At 63.7% G+C, this 23,007-nt stretch carries 24 protein-coding genes; 12 read left to right on the forward strand and 12 right to left on the reverse strand.

Annotated elements, in window-relative coordinates; translation table 11 throughout:
• Positions 1–191: 191 nt before the first annotated feature.
• Together AB4061_RS17570 and AB4061_RS17575 are read right to left on the reverse strand one after the other, a co-directional pair.
• Positions 192–1,463, reverse strand: coding sequence for an efflux RND transporter periplasmic adaptor subunit (locus AB4061_RS17570; protein WP_441635926.1), 1,272 nt, complete (start codon positions 1,461–1,463; stop codon positions 192–194).
• Between the two features lie 143 nt (positions 1,464–1,606).
• Positions 1,607–2,530: an alpha/beta hydrolase gene (locus tag AB4061_RS17575; protein ID WP_441635928.1), complete on the reverse strand. Its 924-nt coding sequence runs from the start codon at positions 2,528–2,530 to the stop codon at positions 1,607–1,609.
• Between the two features lie 313 nt (positions 2,531–2,843).
• Between AB4061_RS17575 and AB4061_RS17580 the strand changes: the two genes are divergently transcribed.
• The gene (locus AB4061_RS17580) at positions 2,844–3,782 is read left to right on the forward strand and encodes a LysR family transcriptional regulator (protein ID WP_441635930.1); all 939 of its coding nucleotides are present in this window, start codon (positions 2,844–2,846) and stop codon (positions 3,780–3,782) included.
• Between the two features lie 33 nt (positions 3,783–3,815).
• On the opposite strand, the gene AB4061_RS17585 is transcribed toward AB4061_RS17580, so the two are convergent.
• Positions 3,816–4,280, reverse strand: a complete 465-nt coding sequence (locus tag AB4061_RS17585; protein WP_441635932.1) for a RidA family protein — start codon at positions 4,278–4,280, stop codon at positions 3,816–3,818.
• 127 nt (positions 4,281–4,407) lie between these two features.
• Between AB4061_RS17585 and AB4061_RS17590 the strand changes: the two genes are divergently transcribed.
• From AB4061_RS17590 to pstS, 3 genes are all read left to right on the forward strand, one after another.
• Positions 4,408–5,067: a helix-turn-helix transcriptional regulator gene (locus AB4061_RS17590; protein ID WP_441635934.1), complete on the forward strand. Its 660-nt coding sequence runs from the start codon at positions 4,408–4,410 to the stop codon at positions 5,065–5,067.
• Between the two features lie 138 nt (positions 5,068–5,205).
• Positions 5,206–6,024 carry an alpha/beta hydrolase gene (locus AB4061_RS17595; protein ID WP_441635936.1) on the forward strand — a complete coding sequence of 273 codons (819 nt, stop codon included), beginning with the start codon at positions 5,206–5,208 and terminating at the stop codon, positions 6,022–6,024.
• A gap of 352 nt (positions 6,025–6,376) precedes the next feature.
• Complete coding sequence (gene pstS, locus AB4061_RS17600) at positions 6,377–7,444, forward strand: phosphate ABC transporter substrate-binding protein PstS (RefSeq protein ID WP_441635938.1); 1,068 nt, start codon at positions 6,377–6,379, stop codon at positions 7,442–7,444.
• 76 nt (positions 7,445–7,520) lie between these two features.
• On the opposite strand, the gene AB4061_RS17605 is transcribed toward pstS, so the two are convergent.
• A complete protein-coding gene (locus AB4061_RS17605; protein WP_441635940.1) occupies positions 7,521–7,775 on the reverse strand; it encodes a hypothetical protein in 255 nt (84 codons plus the stop codon).
• Between the two features lie 89 nt (positions 7,776–7,864).
• Positions 7,865–8,629: a CDP-diacylglycerol diphosphatase gene (locus AB4061_RS17610; protein ID WP_441635941.1), complete on the reverse strand. Its 765-nt coding sequence runs from the start codon at positions 8,627–8,629 to the stop codon at positions 7,865–7,867.
• Between the two features lie 425 nt (positions 8,630–9,054).
• Between AB4061_RS17610 and AB4061_RS17615 the strand changes: the two genes are divergently transcribed.
• Positions 9,055–9,246 (forward strand): DUF3562 domain-containing protein, encoded by a 192-nt coding sequence (locus AB4061_RS17615; protein WP_441635943.1) that lies wholly within the window; start codon positions 9,055–9,057, stop codon positions 9,244–9,246.
• Between the two features lie 265 nt (positions 9,247–9,511).
• On the opposite strand, the gene AB4061_RS17620 is transcribed toward AB4061_RS17615, so the two are convergent.
• Positions 9,512–10,540 (reverse strand): SGNH/GDSL hydrolase family protein, encoded by a 1,029-nt coding sequence (locus AB4061_RS17620; RefSeq protein WP_441635945.1) that lies wholly within the window; start codon positions 10,538–10,540, stop codon positions 9,512–9,514.
• A 453-nt stretch (positions 10,541–10,993) separates the two neighbouring features.
• Here AB4061_RS17620 and AB4061_RS17625 point away from each other — a divergent pair, with 453 nt between their 5' ends.
• On the forward strand, positions 10,994–11,659 hold the full coding sequence (locus AB4061_RS17625) for a hypothetical protein (protein ID WP_441635947.1): 666 nt from the start codon (positions 10,994–10,996) through the stop codon (positions 11,657–11,659).
• 96 nt (positions 11,660–11,755) lie between these two features.
• Here the strand turns inward: AB4061_RS17625 and AB4061_RS17630 are convergent, their stop codons facing one another.
• Positions 11,756–12,325 carry a TetR/AcrR family transcriptional regulator gene (locus AB4061_RS17630; RefSeq protein ID WP_441635949.1) on the reverse strand — a complete coding sequence of 190 codons (570 nt, stop codon included), beginning with the start codon at positions 12,323–12,325 and terminating at the stop codon, positions 11,756–11,758.
• Between the two features lie 174 nt (positions 12,326–12,499).
• Here AB4061_RS17630 and AB4061_RS17635 point away from each other — a divergent pair, with 174 nt between their 5' ends.
• The 4 genes from AB4061_RS17635 (at position 12,500) to AB4061_RS17650 (ending at position 17,064) form a co-directional block, all read left to right on the forward strand.
• A complete protein-coding gene (locus AB4061_RS17635; RefSeq protein ID WP_441635950.1) occupies positions 12,500–13,555 on the forward strand; it encodes a sugar phosphate isomerase/epimerase family protein in 1,056 nt (351 codons plus the stop codon).
• A 77-nt stretch (positions 13,556–13,632) separates the two neighbouring features.
• The gene (locus tag AB4061_RS17640) at positions 13,633–14,514 is read left to right on the forward strand and encodes an alpha/beta fold hydrolase (protein WP_441635952.1); all 882 of its coding nucleotides are present in this window, start codon (positions 13,633–13,635) and stop codon (positions 14,512–14,514) included.
• The gene (locus AB4061_RS17645; RefSeq protein ID WP_441635954.1) at positions 14,498–15,451 is read left to right on the forward strand and encodes an alpha/beta hydrolase; all 954 of its coding nucleotides are present in this window, start codon (positions 14,498–14,500) and stop codon (positions 15,449–15,451) included. The genes AB4061_RS17640 and AB4061_RS17645 overlap by 17 nt, the downstream gene beginning before the upstream one ends.
• Positions 15,452–15,762: 311 nt before the next feature.
• On the forward strand, positions 15,763–17,064 hold the full coding sequence (locus AB4061_RS17650) for an MFS transporter (RefSeq protein ID WP_441636058.1): 1,302 nt from the start codon (positions 15,763–15,765) through the stop codon (positions 17,062–17,064).
• Between the two features lie 70 nt (positions 17,065–17,134).
• On the opposite strand, the gene AB4061_RS17655 is transcribed toward AB4061_RS17650, so the two are convergent.
• The 5 genes from AB4061_RS17655 to AB4061_RS17675 form a co-directional block, all read right to left on the reverse strand.
• Positions 17,135–18,715 carry an isocitrate lyase gene (locus AB4061_RS17655; protein WP_441635956.1) on the reverse strand — a complete coding sequence of 527 codons (1,581 nt, stop codon included), beginning with the start codon at positions 18,713–18,715 and terminating at the stop codon, positions 17,135–17,137.
• 264 nt (positions 18,716–18,979) lie between these two features.
• Positions 18,980–19,183 carry a TlpA disulfide reductase family protein gene (locus tag AB4061_RS17660; RefSeq protein WP_441635958.1) on the reverse strand — a complete coding sequence of 68 codons (204 nt, stop codon included), beginning with the start codon at positions 19,181–19,183 and terminating at the stop codon, positions 18,980–18,982.
• Between the two features lie 6 nt (positions 19,184–19,189).
• Positions 19,190–20,092, reverse strand: coding sequence for a GntR family transcriptional regulator (locus AB4061_RS17665; protein WP_441635960.1), 903 nt, complete (start codon positions 20,090–20,092; stop codon positions 19,190–19,192).
• A gap of 214 nt (positions 20,093–20,306) precedes the next feature.
• Complete coding sequence (locus AB4061_RS17670; protein WP_441635962.1) at positions 20,307–20,600, reverse strand: hypothetical protein; 294 nt, start codon at positions 20,598–20,600, stop codon at positions 20,307–20,309.
• Between the two features lie 315 nt (positions 20,601–20,915).
• Positions 20,916–21,158: a hypothetical protein gene (locus AB4061_RS17675; protein ID WP_035859902.1), complete on the reverse strand. Its 243-nt coding sequence runs from the start codon at positions 21,156–21,158 to the stop codon at positions 20,916–20,918.
• 296 nt (positions 21,159–21,454) lie between these two features.
• Between AB4061_RS17675 and AB4061_RS17680 the strand changes: the two genes are divergently transcribed.
• Complete coding sequence (locus AB4061_RS17680) at positions 21,455–22,120, forward strand: LysE family translocator (protein ID WP_441635964.1); 666 nt, start codon at positions 21,455–21,457, stop codon at positions 22,118–22,120.
• Between the two features lie 68 nt (positions 22,121–22,188).
• A complete protein-coding gene (locus AB4061_RS17685; protein WP_441635966.1) occupies positions 22,189–22,992 on the forward strand; it encodes a BPL-N domain-containing protein in 804 nt (267 codons plus the stop codon).
• Positions 22,993–23,007 lie beyond the last annotated feature (15 nt).

A 23,007-nucleotide genomic window follows, 5' to 3' on the forward strand; every position in this document is an offset into this window, starting at 1 on the left:
GCCTGAATGGCAGGCGCCATGTGGAGCGGGGAAGCTAAAAAATGGCTTGGCCTCGGGGGAGAGGTACTGTCAAAGCCGGCGCACGGTGGATGCGCCCGCCCTCTCCCCCTGCCCCTGCCCCTCTTCCGCCATGCGGGAGAGGGGAGCAAACCCTTGGCGGATTCAGCTCAGGCGGTTCATGCCGGATCGGCTCAGGTCACCGGCTTTCCGTCGGCCGCCTTATCCGTGGTTTTCTCCGTGGCCGCTTGCTTGCGGTCAGCCGATTCGCCGCGTTGATCCAGTTCGCGTTTGAATGCCATATCGACCGGCTTGGGCGCGACCGTGATGCCGGGGCGCACGCGCTGCAGGCCATTGACCACGATCTTCTCGTCGGCCTTCAAACCCTGGCGGATCACACGCAGCCCTTCATACGAGGGCCCAAGCGTGACTTCGCGATAGGCCAGCTTGTTGGCGCCGTCCAGCACCAGCACAAACTTCTTGCCCTGGTCGGTGCCGATGGCGCGGTCGTTGATCAGCACCACCGGGTGCGGCGAGCCGCCGCCGAGCTTGATGCGCGCATACAGCCCCGGCAGCAGGCGGCCGTCCGGGTTGTCGAACACGGCGCGCACGCGGATGGTGCCGCTCTTGGTGTCGAGCCGGTTATCCAGCGACTGGATACGGCCCTCGCGCGGATAGTCCTCGTCGTTGGCCAGGCCCAGGAACACCGGGAGCTTTGACTGGCCACCTTCGCCACCGGACGCTCCGGACGTCTTCTCCGCCGTATAACGCAGGTAGGTCTGCTCATCGAGCTCGAAGCTGGCATACACCGGCGAGACCGACACCACCGTGGTCAGCACCGGCGTGCCGGCACCGGCCGCCACCAGGTTGCCCACCGTGATCTCGGCGCGCGATACGCGCCCGCTGACCGGCGCGGTGATGCGCGTATAGGTCAGGTTAAGGCGAGCCGCATCCAGCGAGGCCTGCGCGGCACGCACATTGGCGATGGCTTCCCGCGAACCGTTGTCGCGCTCATCGAACTCGCGGCGCGATACCGCGTTGTCCTGCACCAGGCGCTGCGCGCGGGCCAGTTCGGTCTGCGCGTGGCCGGCACGCACTTGCGCGGCGGCCAGCGCAGCTTCCGCACGCGCTACCTCCGCGGCATAAGGACGCGGGTCGATGGTAAACAGCGGATCGCCCTTCTTCACCAGCGCGCCTTCACGGAAGTGCACGGCATCGATGGTGCCGCCAACGCGGGCGCGAATCTCAACCCGGTCCACCGCTTCCAGGCGGCCGGAGAACTCATCCCATTCGGTGATGGTCTTGCCAAGGGCCGCTGCCACGTCCACGGTGGTCGGTGCTGCCGGGCCAGGCACGGCCTGCGCCTCGCCGGCGTGCCAGGGCTTGAAGATCGAGGTGGCCAGGCCAGCGCCGAGCACTGCGACGATGGCCAGGGCAATCATGGTGCGTCGAGTTTGCTGATTCATGTTCTTGACTCCGTATTCCGTCTGCGGGTTTTCTTCAACTGGAAAGCAAAAATAGGACGAACGCCCCCGCCGGAGCGCGCAAAAGGAGCGCGCCCGGTACGCCTGCTTGTCGCAGTCCGGCTTGGCTTATTGGTAACGCCGGATCAGCCGGGCGGGCTGGCTCCTGTCTGGCGTTCGGCCTTGGGTGAGGCGTCGTCGCCGCCGGCAAGATAGCCTTGCAGGTAGCGCGCGCCTTCGTTTATCCACACCTGACATCGGTCGTGGGACACTTCCACGCCGGCGCCACAGGCACCGGGCATGATCTGGACCTGCGCCGGCACACTGGCCGTCTGCAGGCGGCTGACGAAGGCTTCGCCTTCGGCGCGCAATGCATCTTCTTCTGCCACCTGCACAAAGGTGGGCGGCAGGCCTGCCAGCCGCGAGGACAGCGCCGGGGCCGCGTAGGGATGCACGCTGGCGGCCGGGGTCGGCAGGTAATCGCGGTAGTAGCCCGCCAGACGCTGGAGCATTTCCAGCGGCACGCTGCGCCCGCCCTGCCCGACCGAGCACGAGGCGTGCTGCAGGCACGGGTCGGTGACCGGGCGGATCAGCCACTGCGCGCGCGGCTCGGGCAAGCCGCGGTCGCGCAGCATCTGCGACAGCGCGATCGCCAGGTTGCCGCCCGCCTCTTCGCCCACCAGCGCAAAGCGCAGCTTGTCCACCTTCAGGCGGCGCGCATGGCGCAGCACCCATTCGGCGGTATGAAACACGTCCTCCGGCGCCGCCGGGAACGGAAAATCGGGGGCCAGCGAATACGCCGGGGTGACCACCACCGCAGGCATGGTCGCGGCCAGCGAGCGCGCCAGGCGCTGGGATTTCTCCGGGCTGCCTTCCACAAAGCCGCCCGCATGGAGGTAGATCAGCCACGGCAGCAACGGTGCGGCCTTGCCCTCCGGATAGCCCGGCGGGTAGTTCAGGTGCACCGTGATAGTGCGCCCGCAACTCTCCACCGTGTGCTCGGTCACGCGCCCCTCGGCCAGTTCGGCGGTTAAGGCTGCTGCTGCGGCTTTCGATTGCGAGGGCGACATGTCGGTGACGTGCGGCGCGAGGGCGACGCATCCATTGCATATTGCGATGCACCGAATTATGGTGGTTGATGAAGGTGGGATAAAGCGAGGCTTTACCAATGCACTGTTTCCCCGGTGAAATAATCGGGCATGTGGCGCCCGGGAAACCCTTCGCTGTGCAAGGTCATCCATTTTGTGATCCACTCCCGCACTTCCGCAGCCGCGCAAGCCGTCATGGGCCACGCCGGGCCGCACCCCACCCGGGTGCCTGCCCCGCCAGCCAGGCCCGCTTGTTTCCTTACCCAGGGGAGTGAACRTGGATCGTCTCGTATCAATGCAGGCTTTCACCCGCGTGGTGGATGTCGGCAGCTTTGCGCGCGCGGCCGAGGCCATGGACCTGCCCAAGGCCACCCTCACCCGGTTGATCCAGAACCTGGAAACCCATCTTGGCGTGAAGCTGCTGCACCGGACCACCCGGCGCATCAGCGTGACCACCGACGGCGCCGCCTATTACGAGCGCTGCGTGCGAATCCTGGCGGATGTGGAAGAGGCCGAGCAATCCCTCACCCACCAGAACAACACGCCGCGCGGCACGCTGTGCGTGGACACCACCGCCGGGCTGGCGCGGCTCGTGCTGATCCCCAAGCTGCATGAGTTTTTTGCCGCCTACCCCGAGCTCAAGATGGAACTCACCATCAACGGCAAGCCCATCGATCTGCTCAAGGAAGGCGTGGACGTGGTGCTGCGCGTGGGCGACCCGGTGGACGACACCATGGTGGCGCGCCGCATCGGCGAGCTGCGGCTGGGGCTCTACGCCTCGCCGGTTTATCTCAAGCGCAACGGCACACCTACCCAGCCCAGCGAGCTGGTGCAACACCGGGCCGTGAACTACCTGTCCAACCGCACCGGCCGCGAAATACCGTGGCCGCTCGGGCAAGGCGAGCAGCGCACGGAAATGCTGCTGCCCTCGTCCATTTCCACCAACGATGGCGACGTCTACCTGAGCTGCGCGCTGGAAAGCCACGGCATCGCCCGCATCTCGCGGGCCATGGCGCTGCCCTATGTGGAAAGCGGCCGGCTGGTTGAAGTACTGCCCGACTGGCCCACGGACTCGTTGCCGATCGCCGCGATGTACCCGCAGAACCGCCACCTGTCGGCCAAGGTGCGCGTGTTCGTCAGCTGGGTGGCCGAGCTGTTCGCGCGCCATCCGCAGTTTGGCGAGACCCAGGCGGGACAGCCTCAGCCGTCCCGCCAACCCAAGCTGGCGGCCTGAGCCCAACACCGGCGTGCCGCGCACTGGCACCGGCTACACCGCAGCGGAGGACGCGGAGGACGTTGTGCCCTCCGCCACGGCCAGCGCCTCCACCTCAAACAACATCCCGTCCAGCGCCAGCCGCGGCACCGGAATCAAGGTGCACGCCGGCTTGGGCGCATCGCCCCAGGCCCGCTCCACCGCCGCCGCCAGCACGCCCAGGCGTGCCTCGTCGTGATCCACCACCAGCACGGTCAGCTTGGCCACATGGCGCAGTTGCGCGCCCGCGGCGGCTAGCGCCACGCCCAGGTTGTCGAAGGCCTGGCGCACCTGCGCCTCGAAACTGTCAGGCAGGCTGCCGTCAGCGCGCTCCCCACCCTGCCCGGCCACGCAGACCAGGCCCGCACCGGGCGCGACCATCGCCACATGGGAGTAACCGTTGGCGCTGGGATCATAGAGACCAAGCGGATTGAGCATGGTGAGCTGACGCGATGCGTGTTGCGTACGAGCGGCTTGCATGGGACGATTTCCTTGATATTCAGCGTTGAGACAGCGTTGATCGGCTTGGCCAGATGCAGGACAGGCTCGACTTTGCCGCCCGCCTGCCCTAATATCCAAGACAGTTTTTGGATATTAGGACGCGCCCATGAATTATGCAAACAATAACTTGGATAACCCTACAGGGTCTCCGGGTGATCGCATCCTGTTCCTGCTGAAGACCAAGGGCGCGGCATCGACCACGCAGATCGCCCAGGCGCTGGGCGGCACCGCCGAGGCCGCGCGCCAGCAGGTGCAGAAGCTGCTCGCCGCCGGGCTGATCGAGGGCCGCCAGCAAAACGCCAGCGGCGCAGGCCGGCCGCGCCAGGACTGGACCCTCACCGCCAGCGGGCACGGCCGCTTTCCCGATACCCACGCGCAACTCACCATCCAGCTGATCGGATCGGTGCGGCAGTTGTTCGGCGAAGAAGGCATGGACAAGCTGATCGGCCAGCGCGAGTCGGAAACCCGCGCGCAATATCTCGCGGCGGTCGCCGGCCAGGGCGAGTTGCAGCAGCGGCTGGCCACGCTCGCCGCGCTGCGCCAGGCCGAAGGCTACATGGCGCGCCTTGAGCAAGACGGCAAGGACTGGCTGCTGATCGAAGACCATTGCCCGATCTGCGCCGCTGCCCAGACCTGCCAGGGGTTCTGCCGGGCCGAGCTGCGGATCTTCCAGGAGGTCGTTGGCGCGCAAGCGACCGTCACGCGCGAAGAGCATTTGCTGAGCAACGCGCGGCGCTGCGTGTATCGGGTCAGCGCCGTGGCATAGGTGGATCGGTGGGATCGGAGGCATAGACGGCGAAGCCGGGGTTAGCGTGGATTGGTCATCCTCGCCGCCGGTGCTATCTTGCTGCGCAGCCACGGGCGCCGTGCCCGCCAGCCAGATCGAACCCCGGAGAGACAACCCATGCCTTGCCGCCAAGCAAACACGCCGCCGCGATGGCTGCGCCAGGCCACGCTCTGCCTCACGCTGCTGCTCGGCACCCTGGCCGCACGCGCACAAACCGCGCCACAGGTGGTTGACATCCCGACCCGCCCAGGCGTGACGCAGCGCTTCCTGTATCTGGCGCCCGCACAGCCCACGGCGGCGGTGATCCTCTACGCAGGCGCGCATGGTGGCCTGAGTATCTACCCCAACGGCAGCCTTGCCTGGGGCGCCGGCAATTTCCTGGTGCGCTCCCGCCAGCTCTTCGTCGACAACGGCCTCGCGGTTGCCGTCATCGATGCGCCGAGCGACCGGCTGTCCTGGCCCTACCTGAGCGGTTTTCGCCTGTCCGCCGAGCATGCCGAAGACACCAAGGCCGTGATCGCCTGGATGCGCAGCCACACCCACCTGCCCGTCTGGCTGGTCGGCACCAGCCGCGGCACCCAGTCGGTGGCGTCCACCGCGATCCGGCTGGCGGACGATGGCGGCCCCGATGGCATCGTGCTGACCGCCACCATCCTGCGCGACGATCGCGGCCATCAGGTGCCGGCGATGGCCCTCGACAAACTCAAGATACCCGTGCTTGTGGTCCATCACGAACAGGATGGCTGCAAGCAGTGCCCATACAACGAGGTGCAAGGACTGATGGACAAGCTGGCCAAGACCCCCAAGGCCGGACTGATCCACTTTGCCGGCGGCAACAGCGTGGGAGACCCGTGCGAGGCCATGTCCTATCACGGGTTCAACGGGATCGAGCCGCAAGTGGTGAAAGCCGTGGCGGGGTGGATAGCGGAAAAGTAAGAGGCTGTTTCAACATGAAGCGAAGCGGTTCTGGCCAGGCGGGCGGCCGCAGACAGTACAAGTGGATCGGCCAAGGCCGCGCAACGACGCCAGCATCTTTTGGAAATGGCCTCTAGGCTCTAGGGACTCGGCAAGCCATCATGACAACCCGGCGACAACATCATGACAGCGCGATGACGCACCGTTGCGCCCCTCCGTCGCGCTTGCAAAACGCCTTGCCGGTAACAACGCAGCGAGTGCTAGGATAAGCATGTGACCTCCCCGGCGGACCATGCCGTCGGTGCGTTACATGCAGTCCGTGCAGTAGATGCAATACGTGCGCCGTTCACTGACATGCCCGGGAGGTTGCAAAATGACTCCGACCCTCATTTGGCAAAACGTGAAGCGCAGCGCCACGCGCACCTGCCTGCTTACCTGCCTGCTTACCTGTCTGCTTACCAGCCTGCCCGCCGGCATTGCGCTGTCCGCGCACGCGGGCGATATCACCGGCGCCGGCTCCACCTTCGTCTATCCCCTGCTGGTGAAATGGGCGGCCACCTACTACACCAAGACCGGCCTGGAAGTGAACTACCAGCCCACCGGCTCGGGCAACGGCATCCGGCAGATCAAGGCCGCCAATGTCACGTTTGGCGCCTCGGACATGCCGCTCAAGCCAGATGAATTGCGCGCCGCGGGGCTGGTCCAGTTTCCGCTGGTTGTCGGTGGCGTGGTGCCGATTGTCAACCTGGATGGCGTGGCCGCAGGCCAGATCCGCCTTACCGGCCAACTGCTGGCGGATATTTACCTGGGCAAGATCGCCAACTGGGATGACCCAGGCATCAGCGCGATCAACCCCGGCATCCACTTCCCCAATCAAAAGATCCTGGTCGTTCACCGCAGCGACAGCTCCGGCACAACCTTCAACTGGGCCGACTACCTGTCCAAGGTCAGCGACGAATGGAAAGGCAGCGTGGGCTCGGGCACTACCGTCAAATGGCCGGCAGGTGTCGGTGCCAGCGGCAACGAGGGCGTGGCCACCTACATCAAGAATGTCAAAGGGGCGATCGGCTATGTCGAGCTGACTTACGCGCTGCAACGCAAGCTGCCCTACACCGCCGTGCGAAACCGGGAGGGCTCGTTTGTCGAGCCCGCGCGGGAGAGCTTCAGCGCCGCGGTGGCGTCAGCGGACTGGAGCCAGCACCCCGACTTCTATCAGGTCATCACGGACGCGCCCGGCACGCAGGCGTGGCCAATTACCGGCGCCGTGTTCGTGATCATGCCAAAGGCCCCGAAGGATCCCGCCAGCGCCAAAGCCGCGCTCGCGTTCTTCCGTTGGGCATTGAATGACGGGCAGGCCGATGCCGCGGCGGAACACTACGTGGCGCTGCCGCCTGTGCTGGTCAAGCAGATCGAAGCCTACTGGGGAGAGAACCTGAAGTGAGTGCGAGCAGCGAGTGCGGGTAGCGCGGGCAGTGCGTTCGGGAAGCCCTGCGCTGCAGCGGTTTCCCGGTTTCGGCTCAGTGCTCCGTATCGCCGGCGTGGGCGCTCCAGTCAATATGCTCCGAGAGATAGTGCCTGTAGGCGTACTCGACATCGGCGTCGGCGTCCTCATGGGCCTGGAGCGGATTGTCCCTGCACATGGGGCAAGTGTGCCGTGATGAGGCTTGCGTCTGCGTGCCCTCCATCATGGTCACAAACCCTCTGTAACGCCCCCAGGGCAATTCCTCAACAGAAGTGACGAGGAACAAATCGCCGCGCTGATACGTTGCCATGGCTGCACTCCTGCATGCTGAACGGGGACATTCATTCTAGCAACGGCTTGCGCGAGCGCAACCCCGGATTGACAGCCGCGAAGCCGAGGTTACTCGAGCGCCGCTGGCGCGTCTTCCTGCGCCAGTTTGCACTGGCGATCCAGGAAATCGCTGGCGTGTCCATTGCTGCCAGCCTCACGATCGACTGGCTGGTCCACGATGACAAAGCCGCTCGTGCCCGCGGCATCCGCCACATAGGTGACAAACACGCCCCGGTCCGGCACGACCGACGCCACCTCGCCAAGACGATGCTTGATAAGCAGGAATGGATTGACGGACAGCGCCGCTCCCGGCGAAGGCACGAACACAGCCAGTACCGGCTTGCCCATGAACCGCAGGGCCGTCCAGGTGGTCCCGATACGCGCACTCGCGCCGGCGACAAAGTCCCTGGCATCCCGGCTGATGCAGTCCAGATGGATATGCATCTGCTCCTGGCTGCGTGCCGCCTTGGCATTGATCGCCAGCCCCAGGATGCCATCGGGCAACGGCCGCCCGCGTGCCTGCCCGACAAACTGCCTGACGTCCCAGCCGAATGCCCACGGGTTCTGCCCGCCGTCCTCCCACACGCCACGCTCTTCCACGCCAGTCACGCGATGATCCGGAATGACGAGAAAATGCGAGCGGCCGATGGCATCCTTGTAGAGCACCAAGCCTTTTTCACGATCCACCACCACGCAATCGGGGTGATGCGGCGCGCCGGGCGCCAGGCAGCGAGCCTGCACGTTACGCCACAACCCGTCCTTGGCAAACATCGCAAGAAACCCGATGTCCGCATCGGCCCAGGCACTCGTCGCCATGCATAGCACCAGCAGCATGGCCAATCGCCGCGCCGTGGCACCAAAAACAAAAAGAGCCATCAACCTGATGGCTCCGCACCCCGCGAACAAGCAAGCAAAGCGCACCCCATCCCCAGCGTCCCCGGCATTCTTGGATGCACGGCGAGACCACAAAGCAAGGGAGAGGCCAACCGACTCGCTACGACGATCCAGGCCTGCGGCAGTCGTGGGTGTTGGCATTCAGAACTTATCCACCTGAGTCGGCATAGCCCGCATTGTGCAGGACAAATATGGCAAGCCGATGGCGGGTTTAGCGACGCGGCATTCCTATACTAAAAAAACGTCCCACCGATTGTCAGGCGGGTGACTAATCAATCCCTTCCGCCCGCCCGCACGCAACAGGCGACAGGCGACAGCACAGCGCCGCATCATGCACCGCCTCTTTCCGCCGGGTGACAGGCAATATGAGAACCGAATCACAGTCCTCGATGATCGCCAGGATATCCGAAGCCTTGAAAGTCCCGGTGGAGGAAGTGGAGCGCGCGTATCTCGCCGCCTGGCACGAGCTTCAGGACGGCGCCAAGGTTCACGACTACCTGCCACTGTTTGCCGCCAGGCGCGTGATGGAGGCGCTTCGGAAACAACAGCAATCGTAAGCGCTACCATCCCCACCTGTTCCGCCATCGGCTGCGCCGCCGCGCTACTGTTAGCAGCCGAAGAGGCAACAGTCATCGTTGGCGCTCGCCACACCTGAACTAGAGGGTGATGAAACGGCACGCCTAAGACCACCGACCTCTTGCGTGCCAAACGCCACCTTGTGCGATGTCTTCCATTTGCCCGCGTAACACGACACGGACACGGACAAAAATCGCACGTGCCGGAACCCGACGATTCCGCTGACGAGTCATCAATTTCCAAGGCTCAGTGACCAAGACCACTCTTGGCGATCTGCTGCTCCACGAACTGGGCAAACAGTGTATGCAGACGTGTCGCCGGATGAAGGTCGTCGGCGAACATGTATGTCTGATCGGCATTGGCCGTCACGTAGGTAGCCGGCGAGCACAGCAAGGCCGTGTCGTGAGGCGTTTTTGCCGGGTCGCAGGCGGCGCCGGTGTTTGACACGACGAAGCCATTGGCCTGAAAGCTCGCGATGATCTGGTTCTCCCATGTATAAGAATCGATCTGGATGACCTTGCCTTGCAGGCCATCGGCCTGCAAGGCAGCGTTCAAGCTGTTGTTGAAGATCTGCGATAGCTGGGTCAGGTTTGCCCCGCCGTCGGACGCGGCGATGCCTTTGGGCGATAGTCCGACATTTGGGACATTGACCACGACGACGTGCGTGGCGCCGTTCTGGATGATCTGTCCGACAACTTGAGCCAGGGTGGTTGCCGCCGTCTGCACGGTCTGCGCCGCGGCTGGCAGCGCCCCGGCGCGAAGCACGTCGTTCGAGCCGCCCCAGACCAGCACCAGCTGATTGGCGTTGAAGCTCCCGTGTGCGGACAAATAGCTCGAAACCTGCTGGTTGACGGGCATTTCGATGTTGCCGATCACGTCGGTAAGAAAATTGTTCAGATTTGCCGGCGTTGCCACCGTGGCGCCGCCCTCCGCGTAGCCTAGGCCGTTTTGCGTACTCAACTGATGCGTGATGTCGATCGTAAACGCGGCGCTTAGCGTATCGCCGTAATATTGCGCCACATCCTGAGTCCACACTTGTCCGGGATTCGTTGTGAACCGCCCCCCGCCGACCGCGCTAGCGATCGGCGCATAGGTCCCGACGTCCGACAGGCTGTCGCCGAACGAGACAACTTGCAGATCAATGCCGCCCGGCGGGGTAGCCGCGCCACTGCCATTACCCGAGCCGCCTCCGCCTCCATCCCCGCCGCATGCGGCAATCAGTGAAATCATCACGGCGAGAATTGCGGTACGCACCTTATCAAGGCTTGCTTGCATGGTTTGTCCCCCGTAGGTTGGCCGGGAAACCGCCCTCACGTGGCGGGCTGATCGCCAGCCTGCATCCCATCAGTAGCCGGGCAAGCGAAGGTCTCTGCGCGATGCAGCATGACCCATTGATTATAGTGACAGGGACTGGCCGTGCAGCCGGTACGGTGCCAGACATGGTGGGCATTCGTTGAAGGACGCTTCACTCGAAGCGCTCAGTTTTCGTTAGCCAGAGTACGCCGCACGGACTGCCGACGACGACGACGCGCCGCCACCCTGAAATCTGTTCCCTGGCCTATATACTGACGAGCGATTGCATTGAGAACCTTATCTATGAAGCTCCCGTTCCATCGCCCTTCGCCTAGTCCCGAGGGTTTCTGGTATGACTCCCCTGATAGCAGCCCAGCCCTGCGAAGAGATGGCAACGAGGTGATGCTTGCCGCCGCTGCCCCTCCCTGGATAATCGTGGAGCAATCACTTTCCACCGTCATCGTCGGTAGCCATTGGCCCGGCCGGCTCTGGCGTGTACGCGTCAAAGCACTGGGGGATATGTCGGGCTTAGTTGCACAACCAGGATACTGGCGTGCAACGGCCCTGGAGTTGGTCGAAGAGATACCGGGCGCGGCATTGTTTGGGCCACACGGGGACAGCGTGGTCGATTTGCTCTCGCAGATCCGTACGCTGTCACCAGAACAAGCCGAAGCACTGGCCTCGAACGCCGACCCAAGCGCATGGAACGCGTACTCGCGTGCCTGGATCCGCTGGTCTGAGACACGCGAGTTCCCGCGCCCCGCGGCGTCTGATGAAGACTGGGAAGGTGTTCTTGCCGCGCCAAGCAAGCAGGGTGCGGAACAATCGCCCATCCATTCAGGCTTCAAGGTGATCAGCACCCTCATCAGGCAGCGCGCTCGATCTCTCGAAGGAAACAACGCCTTCAGGCTCGTGTTTGACAACGACAGTACCGAGGAAGTGCTGACATCAAAATGGCAAGGCGCCCATGACGCATTCCTGCAAGCAGCCATGGCCCTCGGAGCCCCGGCCTATGTCTGCGCGGACGATGTAACCATGCTCACGAGGGCATGGCGGCGAGTTATTCAGTCTGAGGCCGGGAACAGAATCATCCCTCGCTGAACGCGAAGAGGCGCTGTCAATTGACTGCTCATGGTCCGCGCATGCGCCTCAAGCTGGGGATTCGCCTGGTCGCGCCAGATGCCAGATTCTTCCAGATCAACGTTGAGGGGCGGCTTTGCCAGGGGCTGCGGCAGCATCCAGCGCCAGCATCGCGGGCCCGATCATCGCCTGCAAGCGGGCGCGGCTGACGCCGTCCCGGGCCTGCACGGAGATGCCGTGCAACAGCGCGCCGTAGAGATCGCCAAGCGCGGCGATGTCGGTATCCTGCCGCAGTTCACCGCTTTGCACCGCCGCGTGCAGCCGGTCGATGATGGATTGCGTGCGCTGGCGGCGATGTTCCGCCAGCCAGTCGGCCACCGGTTCGTTCTCGAGCGCGCAGCTGCTGGCCGCGGACACCACCAGGCAGCCATGCGGACGGCCGCGTTTGGTGTAGGTCCGCGCAGCGTCGCCGAGCAAGCGTTCGATGGACTGCCTGGCCGACTCTTCTTCCTGCATGGCGCGGTCCGCGAAGCCGCCTTCGCCAGCTTCGTATAGCGCCACCGCTTCCCGGAACAACGCTTCCTTGCTGCCGAACGCCGCGTAGATGCGCGCCGAGGCCAAGCCCAACGCCTCGACCAGCGTCGACATCGACGCACCTTCATAACCGCGCTCCCAGAACACGTTCATGGCCGTATTCAGGGCTTGGTCTCGATCAAATTCTCTGGGGCGTCCGGCCATGTTCTGCTCGTGAGTGAATGCTGTTGCGGCTTGCATTTTACCGTCGCGGCGCCAAACACGGTTGACTTCCTCGTCCCGGCCATCTATTCTTTGTCGCTCGACAAACAATAGGCGGTTCAATCCATGCAAACCATCAAAGGCCCAAGCCTCCACCTCGCCCAGTTCAGCGACACACAAGCGCCGTTCGACACGCTGCCCGCCATCGCCAAATGGGCTGCCGATACAGGCTTCAAGGCATTGCAGATTCCGGCGTGGGATGAGCGCCTGTTCGACGTAAAGACCGCAGCGGAAAGCCAGACATACTGCGACGAGGTCAAAGGCACGCTGGCCGAGCACGGCCTGGTCATCAGCGAACTGACCACGCATATCTTCGGGCAGCTGGTGGCGGTGCATCCTGCCTACGATTCCATGTGCGACAACTTCGCGCCGCCCGCGCTGCGCGGCAATCCGCAGGCGCGCACCGCGTGGGCGCTGGAGCGGCTCCAGCTTGCCGCCAAGGCGTCGCGCCGGCTCGGCCTGACTGAGATGGGCACCTTCTCCGGCTCGTTCGCGTGGCCTTACTTGTTCCCGTTCCCGCAGCGCCCCGAAGGCTTGATCGAAGCCGCGTTCGAAGAACTCGCCAAACGCTGGTTGCCGGTGCTCAATGCCTGCGATGCGCAAGGCGTCAACCTTTGCTACGAGATCCACCCCAGCGAAGACCTGCACGACGGCGCCACCTTCGAGCGCTTCCTCGGCCTGGTTGGCGACCATCCGCGCTGCCACATCCTGTTCGATCCCAGCCACTTCGTGCTGCAACAGCTGAACTACCTGGACTACATCGACTTGTACCGCGACCGCATCCGCATGTTCCACGTCAAGGATGCCGAGTTCAATCCAAGCGGGCGGCAAGGCATCTATGGCGGCTATACGTCGTGGACCGAGCGCGCCGGACGCTTCCGCTCGCTGGGCGATGGCCAGGTCGATTTCAAGTCGATTTTCTCCAAGCTTGCGCAATACGACTACCAGGGCTGGGCCACGCTTGAGTGGGAGTGCTGCGTGAAGAACCAGGAAGACGGTGCGCGCGAAGGCGTGGATTTCATCAACCGCCATATCATCCGCGTGACCTCGCGGATCTTCGACGACTTTGCTGGCGCCACGGTCAACAAGGCGCAGATCGCCAGCATGCTCGGCATCGCCTGACACCAACAGCGCATCCGACGCATACAACGCATTCAACGCATTCAACGAAACCAATGCATCATCCAACGAAGACATCCATGCAAGACAACGCCCAACACACGCACACCTATGTACGCATCGACGGCCACCGTGTGCACTGCGTCACCGCAGGCAGCGGCCAGCCGGTGCTGCTGATTCCCGGTTGGCCGCAGACGTGGTTCGCCTGGCGCCATGTGATGGCGGCGCTCGCGCAACGCGGCTTCCTCGCCGTCGCGGTCGACCCGCCGGGCACAGGGCATTCCGACCGGCCGCCCACGGGCTACGACACCGGCGCCACTGCCCACACATTGCACCGCGTGATGGCCGCGCTAGGCCATGACCGCTATCAGGTGGTCGGCCACGATGTGGGCATGTGGGTGGCCTACGCGCTGGCCAGCGACCATCCTGACGCAGTCACGCGGCTGGCGCTTACCGAGGCCGTGATCCCCGGACTCGCGCCTGCGCCGAGCATCTTCGCGCCGCCTGCTGAAAACAAGTTCCTGTGGCACTTCATGTTCAACCAGGTAGCCGATCTGCCCGAGACGCTGATCGCCGGGCGCGAGGCCGCCTACCTGAATTTCATGTTCGACCAGTGGTCCCATCGCCGCGACCGCGTGGCCGTGGACACCTACATCGCGGCCTATTCGGCGCCGGGCGGCCTGCGCGGCGGTTTCGCCTACTACCGCGCGATTCCGGAAACGGTGCGCCAGAACCGCGAACGCGCAAAGCGCAAGCTGGCGATGCCGGTGCTGGCCATCGGCGCGGAGCACGCGACCAACGACGCGCCGCTGGTGACGCTGCGCGACAACGCCATCGACCTGCGCGGCGCGGTGGTGCCGGACTGCGGCCACTTCATCATGGAGGAGGCGCCAGAGGCATTCATGGCTGAGCTGCTGCCGTTCCTGGAAGCGCAGCAGGGAGGGCATGCGCATGCCCGTTGATGCGGATATCGCTCGCTTCCTGGCTGCGTTACCAGCAAGCGGCGGTGAGACGTCGCTAGCGGACATGCGCCACGCCACCGAACGCGACTTGCCAGCGCTGCACGGCCCCTTGCAGGAAGTGGCCGCGATCAAGATGTTCAGCCTCAGAGCCGATGACGGCCACGAGATCGGGATTCGTGCTTACTGGCCGGCGGCGTCGCGGCAAGCTGACGCGCCGCTGCCCGCCATCGTGTTCGCTCACGGCGGAGGCTGGTTTCTTTGCTCGCTGGCGCTTTACGACAACCCCTGCCGTGCCCTGGCCAACGCCACCGGCTGCGTGGTGCTGTCGGTGGACTACAGGCTCGCGCCCGAGCACAAGTTTCCTGTGCCGCTGGAGGACGTGTATCGCGCGGTAGTGTGGACATTCGACAAGGCCGCGGAACTCGGCATCGATCCAAAGCGGATCGCGGTGGGCGGCGACAGCGCCGGCGGCAACCTCGCAGCCGCTGCGGCCCTGTTGGCACGCGACCGCCATGGCCCTGCCATCGCGCATCAGCTGCTGCTATATCCCGCGTTGGACAGTGCGATGGACTCGGACTCCTACACCGAGTTTGCCGAAGGCTACTACCTGACGCGGGATGTGATGGCGTTCTGCTGGTCGGCCTACCTGCGCGGACCGGCGGACAAAGACTCGCCAGCTGCGTCGCCGCTGCGCGCAGAGCGGCTCGGCGGCCTGCCGCCCGCCACCATCCTGGTCTGCGAGTACGACCCACTGCGCGACGAAGGCGAGGCTTATGCCCGCCGCCTCGCCGACGCCGGCGTTATCGTGCACCAAAGTCGCTTGCCGGGCATGGTGCATGCCTGCATCCACCTGCTCGGCGTGGCGCCCGCTGCGCAATGCCTGTTCGATCGCGTCGGCGCGATGATGAAGGCGGCGCTACCGGCGCTACCGGCGTAACCGTCGGATACCACGCAAGCGCGCAACGCGCAGAACGCCTCCGGAGAGCCTGGCGGACGGTGGCCAGGCCATCGCACCGCCCGCTAGCAGCGTGCCAGCTCGCTCGCTCGCGGGATTCTCCGCGCGAACGAGGTAGGCCTCCGAGCATCGAGTCCCATTTTTTACCTACACTGTTTCTGCACTGGCGCTGTATTCTGTTAACGATGCTTGGTGGCGCAGCCCGCACATGCACGGGAGCACCTTTGATTGGTTTTCCGAGGACGTGTACGTGGTCCCCCATGTCCAAGAACTTCAAACGCGCCGCGACAAACGTGCTGGCCGCTTCTGGTCGCAATGGTGCCGAGGACCGCGACCGAACCCTGCTGTATTTCGGTTGGCTCACCCTGTTCATCTATCTGGCAACGCCAGCCGGTTTCCTGGTTGATATACAGACGTCGTACATACTCAAGAACCAGTTGCATGCAACGGCGACGCAGATCTCGACATTCCGGCTGGTGACAGGCATACCCGTGTACATTGCGTTCGCTTTTGGCCTCGCCCGCGACCAATGGAACCCGCTGGGATTGCGCGATCGCGGCTTCCTCCTGATTTTCGCTCCAGTGACCGCGGTGGCTTTCATCTGGATAGCGTTTTCAGGTTTCTCATACGCGGGACTGGTCATCGGGATGCTGCTGGCAATGCTGTCGTCCCGATTTGTCGCCGCAGCCTATCAGGGGTTGATTGCTCTGGTGGGCCAGGAGAAGCGCATGTCCGGGCGCCTGAGCGCGCTGTGCAATGTGGTCAGCTCCGTCCCGGTCGTTGCGGGAGCATTCGCTTCCGGGTATATCTCCGATCATCTTGCCGCGAAAGATGCCTTCATCCTGATGGCAACGGTCACGTTATGGATTGCGGTGCTTGGGCTCTGGAAGCCCGTTTCCGTCTTCGGGCATATCTACGAGCAGCCACAAGCCAGGGGCACGGATCTCGTTGGGAATGTCAGGCGGCTGGCGAAGCATAAGGCCGTCTATCCAGCGGTCCTCATCTGCTTTCTGTGGAACTTTGCGCCAGGATCGGCGACTCCGCTGCAGTTCTATCTGACCAATGCCCTGCATGCATCGGATTCCGTTTACTCGTACTACAACGGGATCTTCGCCGCCGCGTTCATCCCGACATTTCTACTGTATGGCTTTCTGTGCAAGAGAGTCTCGCTGAACAAGCTGCTGTGGTGGGGAACGATCGTCGCAGTACCGCAGATGATTCCGCTGGCATTCATTCACTCAGCCAATCTCGCGCTTGTATTGGCGGCGCCGATAGGACTGATGGGCGGCGTAGCCACGGCAGCATACCTCGATCTCGCGATGCGATCTTGCCCGCCAGGCTTGCAAGGCACCTTGATGATGCTGGTGGATGGCGTTCTCGCCCTCTCGGCGCGTGCCGGCGATCTATTGGGCTCATGGATCTATAACAGCAGCCCAGCGTACGGATTCACCTATTGCGTGATCGCGACGACCGTGGTGTACGCGCTGATCCTGCCCTTGATCCCACTGACGCCGAAAGAATTGATCGCCACCAAGGATGGCGAACCCAACCCGGAGGTCGAGGCCAAGGTGCTGAGCGAGATCCGGGAAACGTGAGCTATGTCGCCGGATAAAAAAACGCCAACCCGTTTTGGGTTGGCGCTATGTTTGCGGCGTACTACTGGTATCAGAACTGGTTCATGGTGTTGTCTTTACCCGCCGCTTTCAGGGCTGCTTCGCCGCTGAAATACTCCTTGTGGTCATCGCCGATGTCCGAGCCGGACATGTTCTGGTGCTTGACGCAGGCGATACCCTGACGGATTTCCTTGCGCTGCACGCCAGCCACATAACCCAGCATGCCCTGGTCACCGAAGTATTCCTTGGCCAGGTTGTCGGTCGACAGTGCGGCGGTGTGGTAGGTCGGCAGCGTAATCAGATGGTGGAAGATACCTGCTTCGCGCGACGAGTCGGCCTGGAAGGTCCGGATCTTTTCGTCGGCGAGCTGTGCCAGTTCGGTCTGATCGTACTCCACGCTCATCAGCTGGGTGCGCTCGTATGCCGACACATCCTTGCCCGCGGCCTTCATCGCGTCGTACACCTGCTGGCGGAAATTCAGCGTCCAGTTGAACGACGGGCTGTTGTTGTACACCAGCTTGGCGTTCGGGATGACCTTGCGGATCTCGCTGACCATGCCGCCGATCTGGGCGATATGCGGCTTTTCGGTTTCGATCCACAGCAGGTCAGCGCCGTTTTGCAGTGCGGTGACGCAATCCAGTACGCAGCGCGCTTCGCCCGAGCCGGCGCGGAACTGGAACAGGTTGCTAGGCAGGCGCTTAGGGCGCAGCAGCTTGCCGTCGCGCTTGATGATGACGTCACCATTGCCCAGTGCATCGGCCGAGATTTCGTCGCAATCGAGGAAGGAATTGTATTGGTCGCCCAGGTCACCCGGCGTGTTGGTCACGGCGATCTGCTTGGTCAGGCCAGCGCCCAGCGAGTCGGTACGGGCCACGATGATGCCGTCGTCCACGCCCAGTTCCAGGAAGGCGTAGCGGATGGCGCGGATCTTGGCCAGGAAGTCCTCGTGTGGCACGGTGACCTTGCCATCCTGGTGGCCGCACTGCTTCTCGTCGGACACCTGGTTTTCGATCTGGATGCAGCATGCGCCGGCTTCGATGAACTGCTTGGCCAGCAGGTACGTTGCTTCGGCGTTGCCGAAACCTGCGTCGATGTCCGCGATGATGGGCACAACGTGGGTGACGTGGTTGTCGATTTTTTCCTGGATGGCGGCCTTGGCCGGTCCTTGGGCAGCATCCAGTTCGCGGAACAGGCCGCCCAGTTCACGGGCGTCGGCCTGGCGCAGGAAGGTGTACAGCTCGCGGATCAGCGCGCTGACGGAGGTCTTTTCGTGCATCGACTGGTCCGGCAGCGGGCCGAACTCGGAGCGCAGCGCGGCCACCATCCAGCCGGACAGGTACAGGTAGCGGCGTTCGGTACTGTTGAAGTGCTTCTTGATCGAGATCATCTTCTGCTGACCGATGAAGCCGTGCCAGCAACCCAGCGACTGGGTGTACTTGGACGGATCGGCATCGTAGGCGGCCATGTCGGCGCGCATGATCTTGGCGGTGTACTTGGCGATGTCCAGACCCGTCTTGAACTTGTTCTGGGCACGCATGCGGGCCGCATACTCGGGGTTGATGGCATTCCATGCGCTGCCGTGGTTCTCTTTCAAACCGGCAACTGCCTTGATGTCGTCTTGATACTGGGTCATGTGAAATTCCTAAGCGCGTTTGAAGTTTGAAGAAAGGGTTGCGTGTGCCGCTACGGATGTCGAAGCAAGCAGCGTGGGATCATTGTATGGCGCCTCTGGCCCGCCACGGCGAAGTCTTATATAAGACATAAGAGTTGGTTTATCCTTATTATTCAATGAGATAGGCATTGAATTTCGCGATGTGGAACGCGTTTTCGAGGAACGAAAACAAAACACCGGGGAAACTCGGCGTGGATTCCGCAATGTGAAAAGCGCTTTCAGTGGTTAGAAGTAACGGTCGCTGAGCTTGTCAATGCTGACGGCAACGACGTCCACGCCTTGCGCGTGATGCTCTTGATAGAACGCATCAAGCGCCGACATTTCTTTGCGGCATGGCGCGCACCAGGTCGCCCAGAAGCTGATGATCATCACTCGGCCAGCCGCAGCGCTCGGCGTGACATGGCGCCTTGGCCAGCCGTGCGACAACAAGGTGTGCTAACTCGACCTCAGCGTGAACGCCAGAAGCAGCACATTCACGATGAGCAAGCCGTACAGGATCGCCATGCCTGCGGAGATGGCCCGACGCCGTTCATGTTTAGGCGAGGCGCGCCGATCTCGCTTGCGCTTCCAAAGCCAGGCCGCTCCAATGCCGAAGGCGGCGAAGCCCGTCAGCAAGCCCGTCCGCAAGCCTGACGACAAGCCTGGCGACACCCCGGCACCGGAGGCTGGCTCGGGCGGGACTTGCCCGGTTCCGATCGGGTTCGGCGGGGCCTGAACGTCGGCGGCCGCCGGCGCTGTCGGCTCGCTCGGTTGCGCGCTCTCTGGCGCGGCAGCCAGCGGAGTCGGCGTCGCCATGTCTTGCGCGGGAGGTGCCGGCTCCTGCTCTGGCGGGACAGGCGCCGCAACGGTCGTGCTTGGCATGACGGTCGTGCTCGGCACAACGGTCGTATTCGGCATGACGGTCGTGCTCGGCGCAATGGTCTTGCTCGGCGCCACGGCGGGCCGTGCCGGCTTCATGCGGGCAGCGTCCCGCCACCGCCACCATTCATGGAACAGGCTATCAAGACAGCGCACGGAGCCGCAGGCATCGCGCTTGCTGCGCCAGGCGCGGACGTCCGCATCGTTGGTGACACCGCTGTGCAGCAGCCTCTGCTGTTCGGCATAGATGCGCTCGTAGCGCATCGAAAGCTCCGCGTTATCGCAGACCAGGTGCTTGTTGCGCGGGCGGCCATCGGTCGCCAGCGCACATCGCATCCCGTTGCCTTGTGGATCTTCGCAGCGGACCGATCCCGTGCCGGGCGCTGACTTACAGTCGATGTCGGATGCCTGCGCCCCACGCAAGACAGACAGGCCCAAGACAACGAGCACGGCCAGGTGTCCTATGACCCTGTTCATCATGGCTCCCCATCGAAGCGGCCACGTCGGCCTTGAGATTCAACATAGTCGATGGCCGCATGGGGCTGCAAGCGCGCGATTGGCGACGCGATTTGCAGCGCGTGTTGTAGTGCACTTTGTTCTGCGCCGCCAAGCCGCGATACGCGCGAAGTACCGTATCGATGTCATGCGCCGTGCAGCCATCGCCGCCCGCTGTGGCTAAACGGCCTGCCAGCCATCATCCGTCGCCGCCCTCCTCCTCCTCATCGTCCAGCGCGGCCAACTCGCTCAGCACCAGCGTTTCATGCGCGAGCACAGCCGCCAGCGAAAGCAGATGGCTCTGCGTTTCTTCGGTGATGTTGCAGAAGGAGCCGCCGGCAGCGTTCTCGACAGCCACCGAAAGCAGCGCGTTGAGTTGCGCGGTTTTCTCGGCGGCGAGGCTTAGTGGGCTTTCAGAAGGGGCGTGGGCCGTGAGGAAGGTGTCGCGCCCGGCGCGTTGGGCGGTGATGTTGTAGTGCGGGTACCTAGGCATCGGGCGCCCTCCGTTGGGAGGCGCGCAGGCGCTGGCAGGGAATGACTGGCTTGGGAGGTGCGATTTGCCCGGGATGGGCGAGCGAAGACTGGGGCATGGGTGTGCCTCCTTTTTTCACGCGGATCGATGGCGGATTGGTCACCTTTTTCCGCAGGCTGCTAAACCCGGTCGCTGTGGTTGCAACGACCTGCGCAGTATATCGGCACAAAGTACGCTCCAAACCACCCGCTACAAAAAGTCACACTGCTACGCCATCAGCCGGCAAAAAGCACCAAATCGACGTCTATCAACCCTTTCCGGGCTTCATCCGCGCCCCTAGGCCAGCCGTTTCGCCAGCTCGGCGCCGTGGGCAAAGCCCGCCTTCTCCGCCGCGTCCGCCGTGGGGAACAGGTCCGTCACCTTGGACGATTCCAGCAATGTCCCGGCGGCCCGGATGTTCGTGCCCGGGCGGCAAACCCGCACCGTGTACTCCCAGACCGTTGGCGTTCTCGGCCGCACCTGCACTTGTACTTCATGGGTCTCGAAAACCCGCTTCTTCCACGCGTATTCTTTGATCATGGCTGTCTCTGCCTTTTATTGGAGAACCGCAACTTAACCGGGCGAACACTAGTTGTTCAAGCGCGCATCGCAAGCGCCATAGCGGTTGCGGGCTACCGTTGCGTTCTAACCCTCATCGTATCAAAACACGCAATGTCTGCTCATCTCGTGCAATCCCGGCTTGCTTTTTGTCAATTGCGCAGCACATGGCGCGTCGATGCCGGGCATGCCGGGCATGGCAGGCACTGGACAATCCGACAGCGGGCAATCATCCTATGTTTCCCGCCCGCCCGCGCGTGCGCCAGCCAGATTGCACCATGACGCTCCCTACCCTGCTGCTCTTCCTCTTTGCCTCGGCCGTGACCATTGCCACGCCCGGCCCGACAGTGCTGCTGGCCCTGAACAACGGCTCCAGGCATGGCGTACGCAAGGCGTGCTGGGGCATGGCCGGGGCGCTCGCGGCCGACGTCATCCTGGTCATCACCGTGGCCGCAGGGCTTGGCGCCGTAATCGCCGCGTCCGAGGTTACCTTCGAGGCGATCAAGTGGTTTGGCGCCGCCTACCTGGCGTACGTGGGGTGGAAGATGCTGCACTCAGGCAAGGCGGCGCAGACGGTACCGGAGACGCTACCGGATACGCCTTCGGATTCCGCTGCCGCCCGGACGCCGGCGGCGGCGCGGGGCCGTATCCTGTTCTCACGCAGTTTCCTGGTGGCGCTGACCAATCCCAAGGCGCTGCTGTTTATCTCGGCCTTCCTGCCCCAGTTCATCGATACGAGCGCGGCGCTGCTGCCGCAGTACGCCATCCTGACGCTGGCCCAATGCCTGTTGAACCTGGCCGTCATGCTGGTGTACGCGGCGCTGGGCGCGCGCATCGTGCACGCCTTTCGCGGTGACGGCATGCGCTGGCTGAACCGGCTGTCGGGCGGCACGCTGATTGYGCTGGCAGGCGGGCTGGCGTTTTACCGCCGCGCGCAAGCCTGAGGCACGCAGCACCGCTGCCGCACTATCGCGCCCAACCGCGCCAACCAGGCCAACCGGGTCAAACCATCATGCCGAAGCCCCAGATCCTGACCTATATCGACGCTGGCACCTCCGACGGTACCTCACGCCTGATGCGGATGATCGGGCAGCAGTTGCTTCCCGGCGCGTACGAGATCCGCGCGGTGATGGCCGACGACATCCGGCAAGACGCGACGCTCTTCGATGATGCCGTGATGTTTGTCATGCCGGGCGGTGCGGACCTGCCATATTGCGCGGCCCTGAACGGCGCGCCCAACGCGCGCATCCGGCGCTTTGTCGAAGACGGCGGCGCCTATCTGGGCATCTGCGCGGGCGCGTACTACGCCTGCAGGGAACTCGCGTTCCATGCCGGCACCCAAGGCGCTATCTGCGGCCCGCGCGAACTGAGCTTTGTGGATGCTGTCGCGGTTGGCTGCTTGCCCGAACTCACCCGGGGCGTCGCTTATGATGCGACACCGCGGAGCACGGCGGCAGCGGAAATACGCACGACCCATAGCCTGACCCATGCCCCAATCACGCTGTATGCGCACTACCACGGCGGCTGCCGCTTCGACTTTGACGATGCAACAAACCACGCGACGCAGATCCTGGCCGTGTACACGGGCATAGAAGGCACCCCGCCCGCCATCGTGAGCGCCCCCGTGGGCAAGGGCTGCGCCATCCTCACAGGCATCCACCTGGAAATCTCGGACCGCGAGTGCAAGGACGCCCTGCGCGGACACAGCGACATGACGGCGCACCTGCACGTTTGCCGCAAGCTGGCGCAAACGGGAGAAGCCCGGCTGGCGGTGTTCCGCCACTTGCTGGCGCATGCCGGGCTGATGCTGGGCTGACTGGCTTCTCTACTC

Source organism: Cupriavidus sp. YAF13 (assembly GCF_052113425.1).
In the GTDB taxonomy this organism is placed as follows: domain Bacteria; phylum Pseudomonadota; class Gammaproteobacteria; order Burkholderiales; family Burkholderiaceae; genus Cupriavidus.

Excerpts from the sequence above, each read along its gene's own strand:
- AB4061_RS17610 (WP_441635941.1), bottom strand. The coding sequence starts at position 8,629 with ATGCTGCTGGTGCTATGCATGGCGACGAGTGCCTGGGCCGATGCGGAC.
- AB4061_RS17670 (WP_441635962.1), bottom strand. The coding sequence starts at position 20,600 with ATGCCTAGGTACCCGCACTACAACATCACCGCCCAACGCGCCGGGCGC.
- AB4061_RS17580 (WP_441635930.1), top strand. The coding sequence starts at position 2,844 with ATGCAGGCTTTCACCCGCGTGGTGGATGTCGGCAGCTTTGCGCGCGCG.
- AB4061_RS17605 (WP_441635940.1), bottom strand. The coding sequence starts at position 7,775 with ATGGCAACGTATCAGCGCGGCGATTTGTTCCTCGTCACTTCTGTTGAG.
- AB4061_RS17615 (WP_441635943.1), top strand. The coding sequence starts at position 9,055 with ATGAGAACCGAATCACAGTCCTCGATGATCGCCAGGATATCCGAAGCC.
- AB4061_RS17575 (WP_441635928.1), bottom strand. The coding sequence starts at position 2,530 with ATGTCGCCCTCGCAATCGAAAGCCGCAGCAGCAGCCTTAACCGCCGAA.
- AB4061_RS17630 (WP_441635949.1), bottom strand. The coding sequence starts at position 12,325 with ATGAACGTGTTCTGGGAGCGCGGTTATGAAGGTGCGTCGATGTCGACG.
- AB4061_RS17675 (WP_035859902.1), bottom strand. The coding sequence starts at position 21,158 with ATGATCAAAGAATACGCGTGGAAGAAGCGGGTTTTCGAGACCCATGAA.
- AB4061_RS17620 (WP_441635945.1), bottom strand. The coding sequence starts at position 10,540 with ATGCAAGCAAGCCTTGATAAGGTGCGTACCGCAATTCTCGCCGTGATG.
- AB4061_RS17570 (WP_441635926.1), bottom strand. The coding sequence starts at position 1,463 with ATGAATCAGCAAACTCGACGCACCATGATTGCCCTGGCCATCGTCGCA.
- AB4061_RS17645 (WP_441635954.1), top strand. The coding sequence starts at position 14,498 with ATGCGCATGCCCGTTGATGCGGATATCGCTCGCTTCCTGGCTGCGTTA.
- AB4061_RS17685 (WP_441635966.1), top strand. The coding sequence starts at position 22,189 with ATGCCGAAGCCCCAGATCCTGACCTATATCGACGCTGGCACCTCCGAC.
- AB4061_RS17590 (WP_441635934.1), top strand. The coding sequence starts at position 4,408 with ATGAATTATGCAAACAATAACTTGGATAACCCTACAGGGTCTCCGGGT.
- AB4061_RS17635 (WP_441635950.1), top strand. The coding sequence starts at position 12,500 with ATGCAAACCATCAAAGGCCCAAGCCTCCACCTCGCCCAGTTCAGCGAC.
- AB4061_RS17585 (WP_441635932.1), bottom strand. The coding sequence starts at position 4,280 with ATGCAAGCCGCTCGTACGCAACACGCATCGCGTCAGCTCACCATGCTC.
- pstS (WP_441635938.1), top strand. The coding sequence starts at position 6,377 with ATGACTCCGACCCTCATTTGGCAAAACGTGAAGCGCAGCGCCACGCGC.
- AB4061_RS17595 (WP_441635936.1), top strand. The coding sequence starts at position 5,206 with ATGCCTTGCCGCCAAGCAAACACGCCGCCGCGATGGCTGCGCCAGGCC.
- AB4061_RS17640 (WP_441635952.1), top strand. The coding sequence starts at position 13,633 with ATGCAAGACAACGCCCAACACACGCACACCTATGTACGCATCGACGGC.
- AB4061_RS17655 (WP_441635956.1), bottom strand. The coding sequence starts at position 18,715 with ATGACCCAGTATCAAGACGACATCAAGGCAGTTGCCGGTTTGAAAGAG.
- AB4061_RS17665 (WP_441635960.1), bottom strand. The coding sequence starts at position 20,092 with ATGATGAACAGGGTCATAGGACACCTGGCCGTGCTCGTTGTCTTGGGC.